The organism is Ruminococcus sp. zg-924 (assembly GCF_024433635.1).
Classification (GTDB): Bacteria; Bacillota; Clostridia; order Oscillospirales; family Acutalibacteraceae; genus UBA7067.
The window spans coordinates 1-21883 of record NZ_WNJZ01000008.1; the positions used below are offsets into that span (position 1 = coordinate 1).

The window sequence follows — 21883 nt, forward strand, 5'->3', positions numbered from 1 at the left end:
ATTCGTCCATATACACCAAGACACAACGGAAAAGTGGAAAGGTCTCATCGCAAAGACAATGAATACTTTTATGCTACACACACCTTTTACTCATTTGATGACTTTAAAAAGCAATTAGCTGTTCACAGTAGAAAATACAACAAATTTCCTATGCGTCCTCTTAATTGGAAATCTCCTGCTGATTATATTAACGCTTTTATTTCTAATGGCGAAGTTTTCTAATTTTGTAACACATCATTGACAAACCTACAAAAACAAGGATAATGAAAACTTATGTTCTGCGTGTAGTATCAGGGATAAATTTCAGCATTTTTATGCTGAACAATATAGCACACCCTCTCGGCTTCTTCAAGCGTTGCTTTTCTGTATTGGAGACACATTTTTACTCTACCTTTCATTATAATTTTAATACTGAATCAAAAATCTATTTTTCTTAATCATAGATTTATAATTCAACCAACTTACTATCCTTAAAATAATAAATATTTTCTTTCTTAAATCCATACATTGAGCCTTCAGTCCAGATATGCGGCTCAAATATAAAATACTTTACTTCACTTAGCATTTTAGTGTTTCCTTTTTCAATATATATTCTTTCGTTTTTATCCTTGACGATTGAATGACCTAAATTACCAAGAAAATCTAAATTTATGTATCCTTTACTTTTGATTAACTCATTAATATGATAGTAAAGTTCCTCAAATGATGTGTCGGGTGTTGCAAAGGCTTTCAGCTCATTGTGGAGAGCTTCTTCCATAAACAGACCGTTGCGCCATTCGGTATTTTGTATACTTTCAACATCATTAACTACTTTTCCCTTTTCAATAATGATGGTTCGTGCATAATCACCCCAGATTTTATTGTTCTGCGGACTTAAATCAATAGTGATAATATCATTTTCCGCAATTTTCTTATCCGGGGTAACATAATCTCTGCCCGAAAGAGAAACCGTAGTTCCGTTACCGCTGAAAACAAAGGCTCCTATATCCCAATACCAAAATGAATCAGCTCCCAATTCAAACATTTTATCCTCGCATAATTTACGTACTTCTTGCAAATTCATATTTGGCATGACTATAGTTTTTATGTATTCTATTGTGGTTTTAGCGATTTTCTGTACTTCACTGTATGTCATATTATTATCACCTTTAGTCATTACCTAAATTCTAACACAAAATAGCAATATAGCAATTAATTTAATTATTAAAACACATAAAATAAAAAATCCGAACCCATCTCCAATCGGAGGAAGATTCGGATTTTTTGTTTGTCTAATCTACATAAAAAAGATATTTTCGGAATTTTGGCGGTGAGATTTGAACTCTCGCACTGAACGAAACATCATCAAAAAGACGGATAATTCATCGGTTTATAGGAACTTTCTTATATCTAAGGCCAATTGACCTTCAAGGTTTATCAACCTTTTGGCAATGTCCTTAGATTTCTCATCAGCTGCAGCATATTGATTCAGATATTTATTTAGCGATTTGACGCCCATATTGCAGCCATCCGTTATCAAATCGGCAATAGTGTGATCGGTTTCGTTCATTTGCAGCTTCATTTCGGTTTTTATTTTTGCCATCTGTTCTGCCATAAAGTTTGGGTCTTTGCCCTCATCTTCATATTGCCCAAGCAATTGTTGAAGCTCCTTGTCAAGCTTATCGTGTTCATCCTTGCAAGCGTTCAGCAGTTGTTGCAAATCGGAGCTTTTTACACGACCCAAAACGTCGTTTATAGACTTAACGCCCATTTTGATGCCGGCATCGCATTCTCGCAAAAGTTTTATGGTATCTGGTTCTATCATAATACATCCTCCTTTTTAGATAGCATGTACTATTTCTCAGCATCAATACATTTTTCGTTAAAAAAAATGAACACAAATCTCCCAAGCACTCTTGAATGTGCAACTTATCAGGACTTCCACCTCTCCAATGTGTTCACGTTTTTGGGAAAGGACACATAAACGTTCTCGCTAAAAACAATCCAGCGGATTGTTTTTGCCCGCCTACGGTGGGCACGCTTACATTCAAGTCCCTTCATATTTATGCACATCAAAGCAAAGGGCTGACAGCATTTTTCTGTCAGCCATTTGCTTTGTCTAAGGACTATAAAAAAGATTTTTTCGGCGTTTTGGTGTAGGACTTTGAACCCTCACCGAAAATCTCTTGAATGCTCAATTTCGGTGGTGGCTGCGATCAGCCGCTTTTTTATTCGTTAAGTGCCTGTTCTACTTCAAGGCCGCCGACGAACACCACCTTGATCTGCTCTTTGGATTTTACAACTACACATTCGAGTATTTGCCGGATAATTTGATCATCATAGGTCATCGGATGGTTTGTTAGCCCTTCGAGGATAGTGAAGATTTCATCGAGCCGGGATTTCGCATTTTCCCGTTTTTGCTTGGCGTCTGCGATTTGGTCAAGCTGATGCTGCAGACGATTCTTTTCATTCATTAATCGGCTGGCCTTTTCTTCGTCGAAGTTGTCAAGTGTACTGGAGTCTACCGCTTGGAGCATGGCTTTGAATTCTGCGTCAATCTCAGCGATTCGGATTTGCAGATCGAGGCTGTCATCTTCGGTATCGGCTGCCTGCAATCCCATGCCGATATGCAGCTTTAGGGTTTTCAGCACATCCGTATTTTGCTTTGCCGTTTTCAATATAGCATTCATAATGGCCTCCTGCAGAACGCTTTCCTCTATGGTCGGTGATTCATGGCAGTATTTCTTGCCGTAGTCCAGACGGTTGATGCACCGCCACACGATTTTCTTGTGACCGCCTGCCGTCCATGTGCATCGGCGGTAAGGCGTTCCGCATTCTCCGCAGATTAACAGTTCCGTCAGAGCGTATTTGCCGGAATATTTTCCTTGCTCGGTTTTCGTCCCGACCTGCTTGACTTTCCGTTTGCCGGCGCGCCTTGCAAGTTCTTCTTGCACTCTGCCGAAGGTACCGGAGTCAATGATGGCGGGGTGGTTGTTCTCGACATAGTATTTCGGCCGTTCTCCGTTGTTTGCCTTTGCCTTTTTGGAAAGGCAGTCGGTTATATAGGTTTTATTGATGACGGCGTCGCCCTTGTACCGTTCATTTGAGAGGATGGACTGTATCGTCGAGTATTGCCATTTGGCCTTACCGCCGGGAGAAGGTATGCCCATTTCTTCAAGGAGATTTTTAATACCGCCGAAGCTGTCGCCTGCAAGGAACCGTTCGTAGATCAGCTTGACGATCTCAGCCTGTTCGGGATCAATTTCCGGCTTACCGTCTTCACCCTTGCGGTATCCGAGAAAATTCTTGTAGTGGAACGGTACATTGCCTTCTTTTGCGCTCTGTGCCTTGCCCCATTTTACATTGGCGCTGATGTTTTCGGACTCGCTCTGTGCGATGGAGCCGTAGATGGTGATGTAAAACTCGGCGCCGGGCTGGGTGCTGTGAATCCCTTGTTCCTCGAAAAATACATCCACTCCCAAGTCCTTGAGCATTCGGGTGTATTTCAGGCAGTCTACGGTGTTTCGGGCAAATCGGGCGACTGACTTTGTGATGATCATGTCCACCTTGCCTTGCCTGCAGTGCCGCATCAGCTTATTAAACTCATCACGCTTTTTGGTGCTTGTTCCGGTGATGCCTTTGTCGGCATAGATACCCACCATCGTCCATCCATGCTCACCATTGATTTTATCCGTATAAGCTCTGCGCTGAACTTCATAGCTGTTGAGCTGATCTTCCTGCTTGGTAGATACCCGGCAGTAGGCAGCCACACGAGTCTGACGGTAGGCACTTTTGATTTCCTCTTGTATGTTGACTGCTGCCGGGATGACGCGCACGACTTTAGGCGGCGTCGGTTGGGTTATGACTGCTTGCATAGTCTTCAGGCTCCTTTCTGATGATTTGATCGTTGATCAGCGTAAGGTATACGCTTTTGTCTGTATTCAGTGTGATGGCTTTGACTGTTCTTGCCACAAGGTCGGCAGAAAATTCAGAAAGCGGGCTTACTCTTTCCAAGTCCGCTTTCATCTTCTTTATGGCATAGGTGGTATGGTCGATGCTTTTGTATTTAAGCGAGAGGCAACGGAGCATTTTCAGGCGCAGCGCCTCTTTGTCAAGTTCTACGCTGTCAAGCATTCTGCCGATCTCGTTTTCCGTTTTAAGTATCTCGATATCGGGTTTTATTTCAGTATCCGCCGGTATTTGAATTCTGTCGGGATCAGCAATCACCATATTCAGCAGTTCCGTAATTTGTGCAAGGAGGTTTTCATCTGCGATAACGATCAGCTCCCCGCATTCATGATTCGTGCAGAACCATCGTTGATTGCATTTGCATCGGCTGTCATGGCGGCGATGCATCTCTGCTCCGCACTTAGGGCATAGGACAGGCGTTTCCAGTTGGTAGATATCGGTACGGCGGTCAGTTGCTTTCTGTGTGTTTCGCCTTGTCTTGGTGCTTTGAATTGCTTCATAGACGGTTTCGTCAAGGATAGCGGGATAGGCGTCTGTGCCGAGGTATCGGCGGTCTTCTAAAATCCGCATAAGTCTTGCTTTATTCCAACCGGTCACACCGGGCATATATTCGACCGCCTGTTCATTGAGCCGCCTTGATATCGTCAGTAATGACTGTCCGCCGAGATAAGCACTGCAGATTGCTTTGACGGCTTCCGCTTCTGTCGGATTCACGGTGATAACGCCTTCCACATACTGATATCCGAAGGGTATGTTTCTGTTTTTCATGCTGAGTGGCACCGTCCTTTCTCGTCAATTTTTTCCGTCAGCTCTACACCGCCGATCAGCTTGAAGGTAATCTCCGCATTGCTGTCCACCGTGATGCTTTCAACTGCTTGGGTGAGGATTTCTGCATCCGGCTCATCTGCAGGCTCATATTCCTCTATGATCTCATAGAGTTCCTTCAGCTTATCGAGCTGTTCGTCTTCCTCATCTTCGGAGAGCTTTTTCCTTCGCTCTGTGCGAAGGTCGCTGATTTTGTTGTTGATTTCAGAGGATTTCGCAGCATAGTCGGATGCGTTCAGCACACCGCTTGTGTGCAGTCTTGTGATGATTAAGTTTTGAGCAGCGAGGTCGGCAATAGCTTTGTCGATCTCGGCAATTCGTCCGTAATTCTCACTCGTTCTGCTCTGCATAACCTCAATATCATGAATCAACGTTCCAAGGAGAGGCTTTCGGTAATCCTTTAGCTTTTCAAGCATGATGAGAAATGTGTCATATACCGCATCTTCACGGACTCTGCGGCTGACGCAGTCTGTTTCTCCTGATGCTTTGCCGGAGCATACCCAGTAGGCGGTTCCCGCCGTAAGCAGTCTGCGGAAGCTCCGCCCGCAGTCAGGACAGCGAAGCATACCGGTCAGCGGATATGCTGTTTTGCGCTTACAGGAAGGCGTATGCCTTGCCTTTTGTAATTCCTGAGCAGCCTCATATATTTTATGGCTTACGATGGCGGGATTGGCGTTCTCAACATAGTATTGCGTCTTTGCTCCGTGATTCCTAACCTTGCGGAATGGCAGGGTTTCTGTGGTGTAGCTCTTTTGCAGAAGAGCGTCGCCCATGTACCGCTCGTTGTTGAGAATATAATGGATGGTGGAGTGATACCACTTTTTCTGATTGTATCTGCGGGGGATATTCTCACGGTTGAGGATCGTGGCGATGGTCTGCTTCCCAACGCCTTGCAGATACATGGCAAAAATTCTCCGTATCACAGCAGCTTCGGCTTCATTGATTACCATTTGACCGTCTTCCAGCATGAAGCCGTATGCGGGGGCGCAGCAGTTGAACTCGCCGGACTCCATCCGCTTTTTGTAGCTCCAACGCATATTCCCCGATATGGACTCGCTTTCCTGCTGCGCAGCCATACCGGGGAATGTGACAATCATTTCCATATTCAGTTTGTCGGTGTCGATGTCCTGTTCTTCAAAGTAGACGCTGACGCCGAGTTCCTTGAGCATTCTGAGCGTTGTCAGAAGTTCCTGTGTATTACGGGCGAAGCGGGATACCGATTTGACGATGATGCGGTCGAGCTTGCCCTTCCTGCAGTCCTTAATCAGTCGATGCATATCGTCCCGCTTGTCCATGCAGGTGCCGGTCAGCCCTTCGTCCGCATAGATATCTACCAGCTTATACTGCGGATGCTTCCGTTCGTAGTCCTTGTAGTATCGAATCTGCGCGGCGAAGGAGTGAAGCTGGTCGGCGGAATCGCTGGATACACGGCAGTAAGCTGCGAGACGGATGATTTCTTTGGTTTTTTTGTTTTCAGCCGTAATATTGATGACATTCATTCGGCTTGACTCCTTTCCTGTTTTTTGCCTTTCGGCAACACATACAATACTGCAAAGGTTCGGAAACATCCAGCGCAAACCGGAAGATTTATCACTTTAGACACAATAAATTTCTGTATCGTAATGCGCTGCGCTGATGGCTGCAATTCTGTTGTATTCATCCTGTGTGATGAGCTTCATTTTGAGGAGCATCCGCAGCATATGGATGCTGTAAGCAAAAGAAGCGTTACTTATATCCTTCATCTGAGCAGTTCCTCCATTGTTTTGATTCCGAGACTGACAATGATGGCGTGATCGATTCTGCCCATATCGTTCTTACTGAGTTTGCCGACATATTCTCCAAGCCGGCTTTTGTCTATCGTTCGGATTTGTTCCAGCAGAACAATGGATTCGGATTTCAGTCCGGCGACGGAAATCCTTACATGGGTGGGCAGCTCGGTTTTTGTTTTCCTGCCGGTAATGGCTGCCACCATTGTGGTGGGGCTGTATCTGTTTCCCATATCGTTTTGCAAAATCAGAACAGGACGGATTCCGTCCTGTTCGCTGCCGACAACGGGAGATAAATCGGCGAAGTAGATTTCGCCTCGCTTTATTTGATTCATGGCAATTCCTCCATATCATAAGTAAAAAAGGCGGCCGTCCATCCCAAACGGGCAAACGACCGCCTTGCCTATATCAATCGTTTTTGCTTGACCGATATTCGTCCTTGACTCCCTCGATCAACGGGAACGCAGCCTCCGGCCTGTGCAGATGAAAGGCTTTGCCTTTCAGGCCTCATGGGAATCTCACCCCTCCGTGGTTCTCACCGAGGCGCCCTCCTTTGTTGCGACGGCTCACCATTCTGCTATGGCTTCAACGCTCGACTTTAGGACTGGACGCAAGTATCTTTAATGCTTCTGCCTGTCATCGCCTTCGGTACGGGTGCGCCGTACCGTCTGAGCAAAGCTCATGTGGCTTGCCGGTTTTGCCGACAGCAGAAGGAATGTAAAGGTGCGCTGTATATTCGGTTGTCAAAGAACAAACCCGCTTTTTGCAGAATCGAAAGCGGCTGAGAATTGGTTTTTATCTTTTCTCAGTTGTATAGGGGAAGATGTTCGGGTTTTGCACACCCTTCAAAATCAAATTTTTAATGTTTTTCTGATTTTTGAGAGGATGCGGATTTTTCTCTTGTGTACGGCATTCCGGCAGACGCCGAGCAAATCGGCGTATTCCCGTTCCGTTAAGCCATCGAAGTAAATTGCCCGAATGAGCTTCTGCTCGGACTCACTGAGCTGCGCGATGATCCGATGCAGAGCCGTTTTTTCAAGCTCTCTCAGCACCGTCACATCCGGTGTGTTTTCCGTATCAATGAATTCCCGGAAATTTTCATACGCACCGTCTTCGCCTCCGATCAGACTGCTCATCTGAATTTCGTGCGCATAGAAGCTTGTGTTATTGTCGTCTATGTTCCAAGCCGTTCTACGATAGGTTTGATAGACTTCCTCCGACACCTCAATTTCCTCGTTCTTCCGGGTTAAGGTGTTGTATACCGTAAGGGTGTAATTTTTTCTTTCAATATTGGTCATTTGCCTTTCCTCCGTGATTTTTCAGATTTCGATTCGATTGAAATCTGAGACTCACGGGTACTTGGCAATAGAAGCCTGCCAGCCGCCGAGCATAAAAAATCCTTTCTGCTTTTAACGCAGAAAGGACAAAAAGAAATGCCGAGCAAGCATAGCGTTAAAAGCTATAACTTGTCGGCATTTCGTAAGCTCGCTCCTACCGGGTTATCAATTTCCGGCGTTTCCGGCTGTAGGCTCGTACTCAGTTATATTGATGTACTTTGTATTTGATGATTATTTGAATACGCCGAGCCATGTTTGGCATCGGGGGCAGCGGGTGATTTTGTCGTATTCGTCCTCATGTTCCTTTTTTCTGACCTCCACTTGGAAAGGACGGTCATTGCTGTCGCTGCTGATCAGCCGTTCACATGAGGGACAGTTAATTCGGTATCGCTTTTTCTTTTTAACAGCTTGTGTCTGCATGATTCTTTCCTCCGTTCATATATTCGCTAATTAGCGAATATCAAGGGTAAAAAATCCCGAAGGATTTTTATAGTAGTGCGAAATCCTTTAGGCGGATTTCCATCGCCTGTTTGGATACTGCAAAGACGGACGCCATCTGTGAAACAAGTTCCTTGCGGTTTATGCACTTGGGGCGGAGCGCATAAAAGCATCGTTTTACCTGTCCGTTGGGCATGAGAATGGCTTTGGCAAGATAGTTTGCCTGCCATTCGGTGGCGTCTTCATCGGTATCGTTGTTATATAATGCGGCGGCTGTGCCTGTTCCGCAGAATATCTTTTTATGAATCAGGTAATGGGATAATTCATGCGCAAGGGTGAAGCGTAGCCTGCCGTAACAGTTCTCGTCTTCCAATAGCGTCGCATCTATCATCATGGTGCCTGCCTGCACGCGCATCAGAGCATAATCCATAATATCCCGGTTGTAATAGGTGGTAATCCCATCATCGTAAATCATTCGTCCCAGCTCACGGGCGTTGTTTGTCAGGTACTGGTATTCAATCCGCAATGCAAAGGTCTTTTCGATAATCGTTTCAATCGGAACCGCACAGGGCTGCTGATTTAAATAGCAGGCGTCATATTCGCACAAGGTACGGCGGGCGATGGTTTCAAGGGCTTGCGGCCGATAAAAAACAACTGCCATCTCAATATCCTTTCCGATTCGGCTATTCCGAACCTTTTGTAATCCGTTTAATAAAATCCTCCCATTGCTGGTCTGTGACATTATGCTTTTTCGCCGTGCGGAGGGCGGCACGAACGATGTCTTTTTCCATGATGTATTCCGGCAGATCGGCGCTGACGGTGTTGCGGCTTTTGGCGGCCAAGTCATACATCTCATTGGCTTCCGATTCCGTCAAATGCAAAAGTTTCGGAAGCTGTTCCAAAATCTCGTCCGGCACGGGCTTACGCCCTTTTTCAATATCGCATATGTACACGGGGGAGAAATCCAACGCAATGGCAAGCTGCCGTGCCGACATCTCATGTTCCAAGCGTTTTTTGATCAGAAATTCTCCAAAAGTCATTTCTGTTTGCATAACGCATCTCCTTTCGCAAATTCGCCAATCAGCGAACATCGTGCTTATATTATACTGAAACCGTTATAACGGTGCAATAGGTTTTCGCAAAGTCAAATCGGGATGGGCGTTGTAGAACCCATCCCGATGATTGTATTGCGCATCAAGCCTTATCCAAAGCCGTTTTCAGCCTGTCGGCATATTCCCGCTTTACCGTTTCCGGCGATATGATTTGTATTTTTCCGTTGTATGTAAATATCCATGCGAAGAAAGTAGGGCTGACCGATACCTCTACTGTAGCGATAAAATGCATACAGTCAAACGGTCTTGTTTGCACATCCTCGCCAAACCGGTCTATCACCGATTTCATAAGGCTGTTTTCGCATTTCAGTTCCACGGTGCAGAGTGTTCCGTCATACATGGAAAACACCTGACGGCAGAATTCAGAAATATCGTAGTTATCCGGCTTCGGACGGTATGGTTTATCCGACAGAGCAGGTCTGTGCATCCGATCCACACGGAACTTGACCACCTTGCCATGACTTTCAGAAAAACCAAGCACATAGTAGGCGTCGCTGCACCAAACCATGTCATATGGAGAGAGGATATATACCTGCCCTTTGTGCTTGTACACCTTTTTCTTTTCCGCGGTATACTCGATGTACTTGAAGGTAACGGTTTTCTCTGCCTGAATCGCTGTAAAGAGCGTGTCCACTGCATAATAGACCTTCTCGTTGCTGGTCTTTACTTTTCCGTCCACCAAGAGATTCCGTTTCAGCTCGTTTCCTTGATGCGGGCTTGCCAGCGCAGAAATTTTGCCGATCAGCTCCACGCTCTTTTTCGGTGAAATAAACTTTGCCGCCTGTACCGCGTCGATGATCAGCTTTAGTTCGGGCAGCTCTAAATTGCGGGAGCCGATAAAGTATTCGTTCTGCCGGCTCCGGTTGACAACAATATCAAAACCGCCGCTTTGCAGTTCCGCTACATCATCCGCCACGGTCTTTCTCGTTGTGGAGATACCAAGCGTGGCAAGGTGTGCAATGATATCCTTTGTGGTTGCGGGATGTTCTTCATCGGTGTGATCCCACAGGTATTTGAAAACATAGATGGCTCTGTTCTTATTAATCATCTCCTTCGATACCCCCGTATTCAGATTGTGGATTTGAAATCATCCCACTTTGCGGCGACCTGCATCTCAACATCGCTGTTCAGCGCCTTAAAATGCTTTTTACCGCAGTGGATTTTTAGCTGCTCACGGGTACGCAGATCGAACAGGCTGGTGCTGCCTTTGGTTTCCAATACGAAATACAGCTTTTCCTCGCCGTTTTTCGTCAGATATACCGCCCAGTCCGGATTGTATGTGCCAATCGGCGTTTGTATCTTAAACCTTTCAGGAATCTTGAAAAACAGCTTCACATCGGGATCACTGTCAAGAGCGACGGCAAACGGCTTCTCGATGGTCGAACTGTCGTACACCACATAATCGTACACGCTTTTGTTTACCTCAACCGCATTTCGGTCAAGGTTCGCCATGAGTTCTTCCGTTTCGAATATCTCCTGAACATAGTAATCCTCTCCGGCAAGCCGCTGATAACTAATCCCGTCAATATCAAGCTGATAGCAGTTGTTTTGAATGACCTCCGAGAGCTGCTCAATAAACATTTGCGGATTTCGGAGCATTTCTTTTCCTCTGCCGCTTTTTTCGATGATCTCAAGCACAACGCGCCGGTTGACGAGCGTCTGCTCGCTGATCACCGTCACGATATTCGGGATTGCAATGTTATCGTTTTGAATGTCCTGACTGCGGTACTCCCGCGCGGTATGCGTTACGCCATAATTTGCGATATCAATATCGGCGGTTTGGGATACAAGACGCATTTTCGGAATGGCAGGCAAATCCTGAAAATCCTTTACGCATCTTTCAATCAGCTCGTCGGTATCGATTTTCACCCGATAGGTGGTCTTGTGCTTGATGCTGTTCCACAGCTCCAGAAATTCCGGCGAGACAATGACCTGCTTTTTCAGCTTTACCACCACATCGCGGCTGGCATCACGGATCGGCGGCTTGCTGTCGGCTTTCTTGATAATGCTCTCAAAGCGTTCTCTTGCCGCCTCATATTTTTTCGGCAGATCAAGCGTACCGGTCAGCAAGGCGTTTTTCATGGTATCCTTCATCTTGCCGGATTTGCTGATATATCCCTTTTTCTCAAAGTGTTCAACGATTTCCTTTGCGTCATCGTAGGTAACCTCCCGCTCAACGGTTTCTGTAATATTAGCGGTAATTCCCACAATTGCGGTGGCAGCCTGTTCAGGTGTCGCGCCCATTTTGATTTGGCGCATAACTTCCGCAACAGGACTCGGAGGAGCTTCTATTTTACCGCTTTCAAGCTGAACAGTAATTTTTTCCTCGGCTGCTATCATTTCAGGATCAGCCATCCACTTGTCCAGCATACCGCTTTCCGTCCAATACTTTACAAGTTCATGGGCTTCCTCTTTGTCTATGGTATGTTCATGCTCCACCTGTTCTTCGTAAATCATTCCGGAGAACATGCTGATTTGGATCATGCCGAACTTGAGTCCGGTTTCATCCTCGATTTCTTTCTGCAGGGTTTCTGCAAATTCAGCGAAGCTCTCATTGGCTATGACATGAAGCAGATTGACATCCTTGTTCTCGATCCTCTCGCCGGTCTGATCCACGCAAAGGCGCAGACCTCTGCCGATTTTCTGACGGCAGGTGAAGGTGGATTTCTGATCGATCAGTGTGCATACCTGAAAAACATTCGGATTGTCCCAGCCTTCTTTCAGCGCGGAGTGCGACCAAATAAAGCGCAGAGGGCAGTCAAAGGACAACAGCCATTCCTTGTCCTTCATGATGGTGTTGTAGGTATCATAGTCGGCTATCGTATCGCCTTTGGTGTCTTTATACGCGCCCTTTTTATCCTGCGAGAAATATCCGTTATGTGCGGCGTGCGCATCGCTGTATTTTTCTTTCAGTTCCGCATACTTCGGGCGGTTGATCAGCTCGTTATAGCATTCCTCGAACATTTGGGCATAGATTCCCATGCCGCCGTCCTCGGTACGGTACTTTTCTACCTTGTCGATGAAAAACAGGGACAGCACTTTGATCCCGCGCCGGCTCAGCATCAGCTCTTTGTCCAGATGGATTTCGATGGTCTTGCGGATTTGCTCCCGCTTAATCAGGGCATCGTCAATATCCCCGATAGCCTGTCCCAGCTTCAGGATTTCTGTGTTTGCAAACTCGATGCACTCTCTGCCGGGGGTGCAGTCTATACCGCTGACGGTATAGCCGTCGTAAAATTCCCGCTCGCCGGAGAGGACATATAAATCGGAATTCGGCTTTATTGTTACCGTTTTGCGCGCAACCTTGCCGTCCTTTGCCTTGATATCGATCTGCACCTTCGCCTTGAAGCCGTCCTTCTGCGATACCTCAAGCAACCGGATATACGGCTTATTAAAGTCGTTTTCAGCGGATACGCTGGATACGCAGATCTGCTTGACTAAGCCCATCTGATAGGCGTCCACAGGCGTCAGGCGGAATACCGTGTTGATTTTTTCTCTGTGGGTTGCCGAATAGCGCAGAACGCACAGAGGATTCAGAGAGGCGATGGCTTCCTTTGCCTTCGGTGTGTTATCCACGCTCTGCGGCTCGTCCACGATGACAATCGGATTGGTATCCTGAATGTACCGCATAGCGGTTTCGCCGTTCAGCTTGTCCTGCGCCTGATTGATGATATTCTCCGCCTTTTTGAAGGCGTCGATGTTGATAATCATAATCTCAATATTGGCGCCGGTGGCAAACTGCCGCACATCGGACAGCTTGGCGGAGTTGTAGATAAAGTACCGGTACGGCACATTATCGTACAGTGCCGCAAAATGGTCTTTGGTAATCTCAAAGGATTTATACACACCTTCACGGATCGCCACAGAGGGGACGACGATGATAAACTTTGTAAACCCGTATTTGCGGTTGAGTTCCAATATGGTTTGGGTATAAACATAGGTTTTGCCCGTACCGGTTTCCATCTCCACGCAAAACCGCTTATCGTCGATCTCGTCTGTCAGGGGCAGATTAAACCGCTTTTGAATCCCGTGCAGGTTTTCCAGCATGGCCTGATCGTCTATAAGCTGCGCGTTGCCGACGCCGAAATCATTCTGAAGCAGGCTGATCTGCTGTTCCTGCATGACTGTAAAGGTGGATGTTGTCCTTTCCTGCCCGGAAAACAGATCCACAACGGCGGCGGTAGCGTCGGATTGATAGCCTTGTTTTTTGAATTTTAATTTCATTTACCGCACCGCCTTTATATCAGTTTCAGCTCAATCTTGCGATCCCGCAGAACATAGTGCGCATTGCGCATGGCAGATACATCGGCAAAGCAGCTTTCTGCAATGATGATTTTCGCCGGAGCATAATCCGCCAACTGCTCGATGGTTTCGGTGGTGATCCCTGCATCAAGGCAGATCATCAGCAGACCGTCCTCGCCTACGGAGTAGGCTTTCACGCCGTCAATTTCAATCGGCAGAACGGGATAGGTCAGCGGCACGCCCATTTTGAGCATGATTTCATAGACCACATCCATATCTGTCCGGTCATTCTTGATGCTGTCGATCATGTCGTTCATGCGGTTAAGCACAATCTGATAATCTTCTTCGCTCACGGGCGTTCCGTCCCACAGCTTGATATTGGAGGTATCCAGCTTAAACACCTTGAATCCCACATCCGGCAGGGGCTTTTCTTCCTCGCCCAGTTTGACCTGACGGTTTGCTTCTTCTGCTTCTGCAAGGATTTTGGCGCCTGCCCGGCGGATGCGTTCCTTTCCGATTTCGCAGATGTTCTTGTAGCCTGCTTTATAGGCTTCGCTCTTTTCGTCGCACAGTTCGGGAAGCTGCACACAGATGAAGCGGCGGCAGCCGCCGTCCTCGGCATTGAGCTGCATCACCGCATGGGCGGTGGTGGCGGAGCCGGAGAAGAAATCGAGGATGACGTCGTTGTCATCCTTAGAAGTCACATATTCAACCAACTTCTTTAGATCATCAACACTTTTGGGATTTTCAAATACTCGTGCATTATCAAATATTTTTATAAACTCTAATGTCGCAGTTTGCGCATAGCTGAAGGTTACGCTACGCATAACTTGTTTATCAGATTCAAATAAATTGCGTCTGATTCGCGGCAGAGTAGTTTCATCTGCTCCAAATACAACTCTGCCATTGTTGATTTCTTCTTGCATTCTTTCGGGATTAGGGAATCTCCATCCTGCATCGGGTACCTTACAAGGCTTTCCTGTTACTGGATGTATTACTGGATATTTAGGGCCACCGCCGCCGGGCCAACTGATATTTCCGTCATCTCTATACGGGCCATGTTCATCTACCTTTGTAAAGCGTGCCAACGGCTTGCGTTCATCATCCTTATCCCATGAAGCATACAAAGCCTTCAAGCCTTCATTAACCTTATCCCAATCATCATTGTATAGCTTTCTAAGGCGATCAAACTCCTTTTTGACTTCATCGATACCTTCTTTATTGGCGCGGAAGATAAGACCAAGTTCATTAATTGTAGCTGCGCTTTTAAAGTATACGAGCATATATTCATGACCAACGGAAAAATATTTAGCGTCATTTTTCCGATTCTTATCGTATACAAGTGTGGCGACATAGTTTTCCTCGCCAAATACTTCATCACAAACCTTACGCAGATTGGTGACCTCATTATCATCTATGCTGATAAAGATCACACCGTCATCCCGAAGCAAATTCGCGGCCAAACGCAGGCGGGGATACATCATGTTCAGCCAGTTCGTATGGTATCTGCCCATGGTTTCGGGATTGGATTTCGTGGTCTGCTGTGTGACTTCCTTATACCGCGCCATCGGATCGGCAAAGTCATCGGCATAGACAAAGTCGTTACCGGTGTTGTAGGGCGGATCGATATAGATCATCTTCACCTTGCGGTAGTAGGAGGTTTGCAGCAGCTTGAGGACTTCCAGGTTGTCGCCCTCTATGTAGAGATTTTGGGTATCGTCAAAATGAACGCTTTCCTCCGGGCATGGGCGGAGCGTGCCAGTGGAACGCTTTTGCGCCAATCGCAGACTTTCAGTCTTTCCATGCCACTCGAATTTGTATTTTTCAAAATCATTGTCGATGTATTCACCGCACAGGGAAAGCAGCTTGTCAATATCCAGCTTGCCCTCCGCAAAGCACTGCGGAAAAACAGCCTTTAATTTTTCCTTTTCTGTCTGCTCAATATCCATGCTCATTCCATCCAGCTTATCCATTGTTTTTGCCCTCCACTTTTATGATAAAGTCCCTTGTCGTTTTTGCCGTTGGTTTCTCTTTTCCCATAAATTCTTCAATGTCTTTTTCCAGCTTCAAATCAAGCTGCATTTCCTCAAAAAACTGCGTTTCCTGCTTCTGCATGAATTCCTTTTGGATCAGGTTTATCTGCTTTTGCAGCTTTAGCTTGGTCAGCCTGTCATCGGTTGCGCCAAGCTCGTTTTCCATTGTCCTGACCTGCTTTTCCAATTCATCCACGGCGCGGCTCAGAGCAGCTTTGCTTTTTGCCGTTTGCAGCTTCATTTGGTCAATTTTCTCCGCCTGCAGCGGGGTTAGCTGTTCGGTTTCCTTTTCCAAAAGCTCGTCCGTATTCACGCAGTAGTCAAGCTTATGATAATTGAACCTGCCGGTCGATTTAAGCCAATGCGGAGATTTATGTTCGCCCTCTGTACAGCGCACAACAGGAAGCGAGAGGATTTTCCGGCATTCATCCTCCGACAGCGTTCTGCCGGATTCGGTTATGCCGACAGGTACGCTGTATTCCTTGCCATGCGGCTTGATTTCAACCGTATAAAGCGCGATATGGCAGGTTTCTATGTCTGAATCTACCACAATCGCTCCGTCATCGGCGCATTCAAGATGGTGCAAAATTCCTTGCCCTAAAATGCTCGAAAGGGTGATCCGCCCATACCGGGGCTTGAAATCGGGAGACATGCCGTATTTCTTTTGACTCTTATATTTCCGGCTGCCGCCGTTAGACCAGTAGTAAAACAGCGTAGGAAGCTCGTCATAGTTGGCGGCTGTTACCGTCTGTTCTTCCTCATTGATTTCATAATAGCAGTCCGTATGCTCTGCGTTGTACTGCTCAAAAAAATACTTGACAAGCTCCCACAGCTTGTTGCTGATGTCTTTGGCTTTTTCTGCCGCGTACTGCGGCGTGATCTTCACTTTACCCGCAAGCTCTCTTGTAAAGGTGGTAAACAGGATGTCCTCGGCGTCGGATACCAACTGCCTGTTCTCCTGATGATGCTCATCGAGAGTGGCGAGATAATCGCTTTGTATCTGCTCCTTCGTGCGGGCCTTCTCAGCAAATTCGCTGACAGCAGCGTTCAAATCATCGGTAAAGCCGCCGATTACCGCATCGGACACGCCGAACACCCCGTCTGATACAAGAAAGCGTTTATTGACAAGCTCCAGCTTGCGCACATCGGCAAAATTGTTCTTATTGATAAAGGCGACCGCCAGCACATCGTTCTGCTGATCCAGCCGGTGACAGCGGTCGATCCGCTGTTCCATTTTCAGCGTGTTATACAGCAGATCGTAGTTCATCACAAGGGCGGATTCCTGAAGGTCAAAGCCTCTCGCGCCATTGTCGGTGGAGAGCAGGATTTCGCCGTGTTCCTTAAACGCCCGGATGGCGGAGTAATCGGCAGAGCCGTTGTAGACCTGCGTCTCATATTTCTCCTTCAGCAGAGCGTATAAAACCTTTTGTGTTTCTACGCTTTCGGTGAAAATCACCGCTTTTTTACCGGCGCCCAATTTGCGAAGGAGGGGCATAATTTTATTTAAAAATTTAAGGAGAAGCTTTGCTTTCTCATCCGTTTCGATGCTTTCGGCAAGCAATTCCATCTCTCTGAATTCGCTCAGTTCATCCTCAGCGTTCGGCAGATGTTCCAGCCGCTTGATAACGCCCTTGATCGTCTGCAAAATGGCAGCCGTCGAGGAGCTTTGCAGGCCGAGCAAACGCAGGGCAAGATCATAGCTGCTCATTTCGGGGAAGGCGAGCTTTTTATCTTTGTTCACATAAGCGTACAGTAAATCGTACAGCTTTTGCTCTTTGGCAGAGGGTGTATATTCCAGTGTAACAAGGATTCGTTCGGGTATCTTGGCATACTGCTTTGCCTGTGAGCGCAGGGTTCGGAAGCAGTATTTGCTCACTCTTTCGGCAAGCTCAGGGTAGTTCTCCGGCCTTCTCAGATACCGCTTCATATAGGTTTCGGCGTCCGGCAGGACGGTTTCATCAATAAAATACATGAGACCGTACAAGTCCATGATATTCTTCTCAATAGGCGTTCCGGTCAGCAGAATTTTGAATGAATCCTCTGCAACATCCTTGAGAATTTTCGCCTGCCGGTTATCCTCATTACTGACAGAGGATAGGGCATTGGCTTCCTCAAAGACTGTCAGATCCCATTTGATTTCTTTTGCGGCCGCTTGCTGATCCGCTAAAAAATCAAAGGTGGTTAAGATAACCGCATTCTGTTCAAAGGCATTTGAATTTTCATCCGACACATTTTGCTCCCAATCTTCACGGTCGGTCAGCACAATATAAGGGACGGTATAGCAGCGGTCAAGCGTATCGATCCACTGCATAAGCAAATCGGCGTTGGGAACGGCAATAAAAATTCGATTTATTCCTTCCAGCCACTTTTGCACCACGACAAGCATGGCCTCATGTGTTTTTCCCATTCCCGCTTCATCGCACAGGATGACTCCCTTTTGGTAAGGGGAGCGCATGGCAAAGCTGGCCGCCGCAACCTGAAAAGGATAGACCTGAATATCAGATGAGGCATAAACAGGAACGAGCTTATCCTCTTGCGGCAGATTTTCCAAAAGCCTTGCTGCATAATATGCGTGGAAGGGTGTCGGGTACATCTGTTTGTTTCCTTTCAAATGATTTGCCTATTCTTCGTCTGTATCGATAAATTCGCAAATATCGTCCAGCGTACAATTCAACACCTTACAGATGCGTCCGAGGATTTCGATTGTTACGCTTTCACTATTGTTAAGTCTGCGTATTGAAGTTGTGCTAATTGAAGCTTTTTCCATTAGCTCTTTCTTTTTCATGTCTTTATCGATTAGGAGCTTCCACAGCTTCTTATAACTGATTTTCATTTCAGCACCTCGTTGCAATAAAATCCGAAAATAAATGTTGATATAATATTATAGCATAATTTCTGCCGATTTTCAACAGTTTATATGCTAAAAGAAATATTTTTGTAGAATTAGGCTGTTCTCTTTCTTTTCTGCTGAAATCTGTTTTCAGGTGGAGGTTCACTTTCTCCTGCCATGATGACAGGTACCACCTGTCACCAAAAGGGCATAGAACCCTCTTGGCGGCAGGTGTATTTTTCGTTTCGCCAATGAATACGGATTTTATAAAGCAGGCTGCTTTTACCGCCTTTGGTGCGGTATCTCTGCTCAGTTTCAAGGAGTCCTGCTTTCCTCAAATTCCGCAGCGCTCTGCACACAGTAGACTGCGACGGCTTCAATTCTTTTGCAATGGTTGGGATTGCCGGTCACCATTTGCCATCTTTGTTTGCTCTATCCACTGTTTTTTCTCATCAAATGAACAGAGCCGACAAACTGTGATTTCTCACAAGTTCATCAGCTCTGTACCTGCATCCGGCTCTTTGATAACGGTAACTTTTAAGTCCTTTGCGTCAATTAAACTTTCCTGCTTGCATTTTGGGCAGTAAAGAGGATAATTCTTTAAAACCGTATCTTCCCGTATTCTATCACGGGTTTTGTCCCCACAAACAGGACACCGTATCCAATCTGTTTGCTTCAATTTACCACCTACCTTCATAAATAGTTATAAGTGTCGCTGTCGACGATCAGCGGTATCTTTTTCATGTTTCCTCACCTCCAATTGATTTACCACAAGCATAAACTAAAAATGTTACACAAATGTCCGAGGTGACTTTGATTTCAACAAAAAAGCAGGCTGAATTGTTACAAAGCTCGGATATTTCAAAAATTTCTTTGAGAAATGGCGAAAAAAGCGGGGTAGCACACGCCGCCCCGCTGATTCCATACAGTTACTATTCCGTTCTCAACCGTTCCACCAAAGTATCTTTCTCAATGGATCGGCTAACTCCATAGCTAATGCAAACCTGTAATCCGACAAGCAAAATAGAGAATAAAAGAATCGGGAATATATTAAACTCAAAAAGGATAAATTTCATGGCCAATACCTTATTTGCCAAATAACATAGCAGGGCACCTACTGTAACGCCCAAAAAGGTTGCCAATACTGCAGACTTTACACTAATACTCATTCCCTCTCGGTAAAGCATTTTTCTTAGCTGCTGATTTGTCATTCCGACTGCCTGCAAAAGAGCAAATTCCCGTTTACGGACAATAGCGCTGCTGATTAGCATATTCACCATATTTAATAACCCGAAAAGAATTACAAATGCAGAGATACCGTACAGACTGCTTGTGGTTGCCTTTATAAATCCTCTGATTGTAGAAAATTCTTCATCGTAAATTCTGAGCCTCAAATTTGGATTTCCGCTTATAAGCGCCATGATCCCATCTTGAACAGATTCCTTATAATTTGGGTCACAAAAAACGGATAAATGTGATGTATTATTATAAGGGGAAATTTCTGCTATTGCTTCGCTGGTACAATAGAACAGCCCTGTTGATGGGAAGTAAGCAATCCCGGCAACGGTAAAAGTTTTTTGGGTGGTTTGTCCGGCAACATCAAAATGGAATAACAGTGTATCCCCAATTTTCAAATCGCCATAGTTTGTATCACTTCGATCTGTACGGTATTTATTGACAACGATGCCGTCCAGACCGACTTCATCATAATTGATCGTACCGTCCACAAGTTCACTTGCATTAGCAACAAGTTCTGGTGATAGACTGTTTACAATTTCTAAATTGTCCTCTGGCAAATCGTAGACAACTTTGGATTCTACTAAGCGGCCCACGACACATCCATCCAATACAATCTTTTCTACGCCGGGGATTTTATATATTTGTGCCTGCAAATCCTCTGATAGAGGATTGTCTTGAATGATAGTCGGAAAACGCTCATAAAAGTTATCCATCTGTATGCCGATCTGGAAATTCTCGTCTAATGGATAGCTTTGCCGTAACATAGCTGGAAGATTGATGGAAGAAATGAGGATAGCTAACGCAATCATCAAGGTTCCACTAATGCTTAATGAAATAATTGACATACGGTTTTTCTTCTGATTCATTTTCAGATTGCTTTGCGCCAAAGTGTTTGGTGTAATCCGCTTCAATGTTTTGTGTTCTTGTCCGGCCTTTTCCCCTTGAAATTTCATCGCTTCAATAGGAGAAGTTTTGGCAAGAAGTTTCGCTGGCTTTCTTAAAGCGAACTTGATAACAGCAAAAATCAAGAAACCAGACAATAAAACAATCGCCATATCATATAAAATCCATCGTACCCCAGAGAGAATAACGACAATCAAAATAGAAATCAATGCTCCCAAAGGGATAAATCGTAATGCCAGTAAATTCCCCTGCATTTTCAAAAAGTAACGCAACTGTTTTTTCGTCGTTCCTAACGAAATAAACTGGGCATACATAGGCATCGAATTGACAATAGAAATATAAAAAATACTGTAAATTACAAAGCTGCTGGCGAACATAATGAATATCGTAAAAAAGATAATACCGACCGCCACAGCACCATCAATATAGATTCCATCAATATATTTGTCATTTAGTATGATGTCAAAATCTTTAATGCCTTCAGCTTCACCTTTACTTTTCAAGAAATCTTTTTGAGTGTCAGGACTCATATCGGCTTTTTCCGAATTAAGTGAAACTAATAGATCAACAGTCGATGCGGTTTGCGTGCTGTAAGTTAAAGAAAGATCGTTGTACTGCCCGGCGTATTCTGTACGGAAACAATCAGATGTCAGAATATAAAACTGTTTCCCTTTTTCCTGTGTTTCGTTTCGGATAATACCGCAAACAGTAAATGAGTTTTCTTTCAATTCGTTTGTCAAAGTGTCTGCATATTCAAAGGAAAATGTATCACCTAATGCCAATTTGTGAATAGACAGATAAGTTTCAGATACAAGTACCTCCGTGTTGCTTTGTGGTAGGTTTCCATCCATCAGTTCAAAGCCCAAAAAGGACATTGCCGGATCATCCATGTATGCCAGATCAGTGCGCCCGTCACTGTTCACAATATTACCAAAGGTTTTATAAACACCAACTGCTTCAAAATCATGATCGGTCTGCAACTTGTTTTTCGTATCTTCGCTCACAGCACGAAACATAGCATGATAAGGTGCTTGTGTGGATTGTTTCAGTGCGTCATTTACTAAAATAGAAAAGACGGTTGCCATTAGGCAAGTCGCAATTACAATAATAATTGCAGTGATTAAAGTCTTGAGCTTATGTTCCTTTAGGTCAGCTTTCGCCAGTTTCTTTATAATGGCGTTGGTATCATTCTCAAAAGGCCATGTCATAG

Annotated in this window: 20 protein-coding genes; 1 reads left to right on the forward strand and 19 read right to left on the reverse strand. The window is 45.4% G+C overall.

Annotation, left to right across the window (positions count from 1 at the left end):
* Positions 1 to 222 (forward strand): integrase core domain-containing protein (locus tag GMA13_RS04850; RefSeq protein ID WP_255883032.1); only part of this gene is annotated, 222 nt, incomplete at its 5' end.
* Between the two features lie 223 nt (positions 223 to 445).
* Here GMA13_RS04850 and GMA13_RS04855 read toward each other — a convergent pair.
* From GMA13_RS04855 to GMA13_RS04945, 19 genes are all read right to left on the reverse strand, one after another.
* Positions 446 to 1135, reverse strand: coding sequence for a M24 family metallopeptidase (locus GMA13_RS04855; protein ID WP_255883033.1), 690 nt, complete (start codon positions 1133 to 1135; stop codon positions 446 to 448).
* 234 nt (positions 1136 to 1369) lie between these two features.
* The gene (locus GMA13_RS04860) at positions 1370 to 1804 is read right to left on the reverse strand and encodes a hypothetical protein (RefSeq protein WP_255883034.1); all 435 of its coding nucleotides are present in this window, start codon (positions 1802 to 1804) and stop codon (positions 1370 to 1372) included.
* 403 nt (positions 1805 to 2207) lie between these two features.
* The gene (locus GMA13_RS04865) at positions 2208 to 3854 is read right to left on the reverse strand and encodes a recombinase family protein (RefSeq protein WP_255883035.1); all 1647 of its coding nucleotides are present in this window, start codon (positions 3852 to 3854) and stop codon (positions 2208 to 2210) included.
* Complete coding sequence (locus GMA13_RS04870; RefSeq protein WP_255883036.1) at positions 3820 to 4716, reverse strand: recombinase family protein; 897 nt, start codon at positions 4714 to 4716, stop codon at positions 3820 to 3822. The genes GMA13_RS04865 and GMA13_RS04870 overlap by 35 nt, the downstream gene beginning before the upstream one ends.
* Positions 4713 to 6341 carry a recombinase family protein gene (locus GMA13_RS04875; protein WP_370687053.1) on the reverse strand — a complete coding sequence of 543 codons (1629 nt, stop codon included), beginning with the start codon at positions 6339 to 6341 and terminating at the stop codon, positions 4713 to 4715. The genes GMA13_RS04870 and GMA13_RS04875 overlap by 4 nt, the downstream gene beginning before the upstream one ends.
* 27 nt (positions 6342 to 6368) lie before the next feature.
* Positions 6369 to 6515 (reverse strand): SHOCT domain-containing protein, encoded by a 147-nt coding sequence (locus tag GMA13_RS04880; protein WP_255883038.1) that lies wholly within the window; start codon positions 6513 to 6515, stop codon positions 6369 to 6371.
* Positions 6512 to 6874, reverse strand: a complete 363-nt coding sequence (locus GMA13_RS04885; protein WP_255883039.1) for a type II toxin-antitoxin system PemK/MazF family toxin — start codon at positions 6872 to 6874, stop codon at positions 6512 to 6514. Before GMA13_RS04885 ends, GMA13_RS04880 begins: the two co-directional genes overlap by 4 nt.
* 516 nt (positions 6875 to 7390) lie before the next feature.
* Positions 7391 to 7837 (reverse strand): RNA polymerase sigma factor, encoded by a 447-nt coding sequence (locus GMA13_RS04890; RefSeq protein ID WP_255883040.1) that lies wholly within the window; start codon positions 7835 to 7837, stop codon positions 7391 to 7393.
* Positions 7838 to 8107: 270 nt separating this feature from the next.
* Positions 8108 to 8296, reverse strand: a complete 189-nt coding sequence (locus tag GMA13_RS04895; RefSeq protein WP_255883041.1) for a hypothetical protein — start codon at positions 8294 to 8296, stop codon at positions 8108 to 8110.
* Positions 8297 to 8363: 67 nt separating this feature from the next.
* Entirely contained in the window at positions 8364 to 8975 is a 612-nt protein-coding gene (locus GMA13_RS04900; protein WP_255883042.1) for an ImmA/IrrE family metallo-endopeptidase, read from the reverse strand.
* A gap of 22 nt (positions 8976 to 8997) precedes the next feature.
* A complete protein-coding gene (locus GMA13_RS04905) occupies positions 8998 to 9366 on the reverse strand; it encodes a helix-turn-helix domain-containing protein (protein WP_255883043.1) in 369 nt (122 codons plus the stop codon).
* 142 nt (positions 9367 to 9508) lie between these two features.
* On the reverse strand, positions 9509 to 10474 hold the full coding sequence (locus GMA13_RS04910) for a YafY family protein (protein ID WP_255883044.1): 966 nt from the start codon (positions 10472 to 10474) through the stop codon (positions 9509 to 9511).
* 20 nt (positions 10475 to 10494) lie between these two features.
* Positions 10495 to 13650, reverse strand: a complete 3156-nt coding sequence (locus tag GMA13_RS04915; protein ID WP_255883045.1) for a DEAD/DEAH box helicase family protein — start codon at positions 13648 to 13650, stop codon at positions 10495 to 10497.
* A gap of 14 nt (positions 13651 to 13664) precedes the next feature.
* The gene (locus GMA13_RS04920; protein ID WP_255883046.1) at positions 13665 to 15641 is read right to left on the reverse strand and encodes a site-specific DNA-methyltransferase; all 1977 of its coding nucleotides are present in this window, start codon (positions 15639 to 15641) and stop codon (positions 13665 to 13667) included.
* Entirely contained in the window at positions 15634 to 18294 is a 2661-nt protein-coding gene (locus tag GMA13_RS04925; protein ID WP_255883048.1) for a DEAD/DEAH box helicase, read from the reverse strand. Before GMA13_RS04925 ends, GMA13_RS04920 begins: the two co-directional genes overlap by 8 nt.
* A gap of 27 nt (positions 18295 to 18321) precedes the next feature.
* Entirely contained in the window at positions 18322 to 18534 is a 213-nt protein-coding gene (locus GMA13_RS04930) for a helix-turn-helix transcriptional regulator (RefSeq protein ID WP_255883049.1), read from the reverse strand.
* A gap of 1 nt (position 18535) precedes the next feature.
* A complete protein-coding gene (locus tag GMA13_RS04935; RefSeq protein WP_255883153.1) occupies positions 18536 to 18850 on the reverse strand; it encodes a hypothetical protein in 315 nt (104 codons plus the stop codon).
* A 165-nt stretch (positions 18851 to 19015) separates the two neighbouring features.
* A complete protein-coding gene (locus tag GMA13_RS04940) occupies positions 19016 to 19210 on the reverse strand; it encodes a cysteine-rich KTR domain-containing protein (protein WP_255883050.1) in 195 nt (64 codons plus the stop codon).
* 253 nt (positions 19211 to 19463) lie between these two features.
* Positions 19464 to 21881, reverse strand: coding sequence for an ABC transporter permease (locus GMA13_RS04945; RefSeq protein ID WP_255883051.1), 2418 nt, complete (start codon positions 21879 to 21881; stop codon positions 19464 to 19466).
* Positions 21882 to 21883 lie beyond the last annotated feature (2 nt).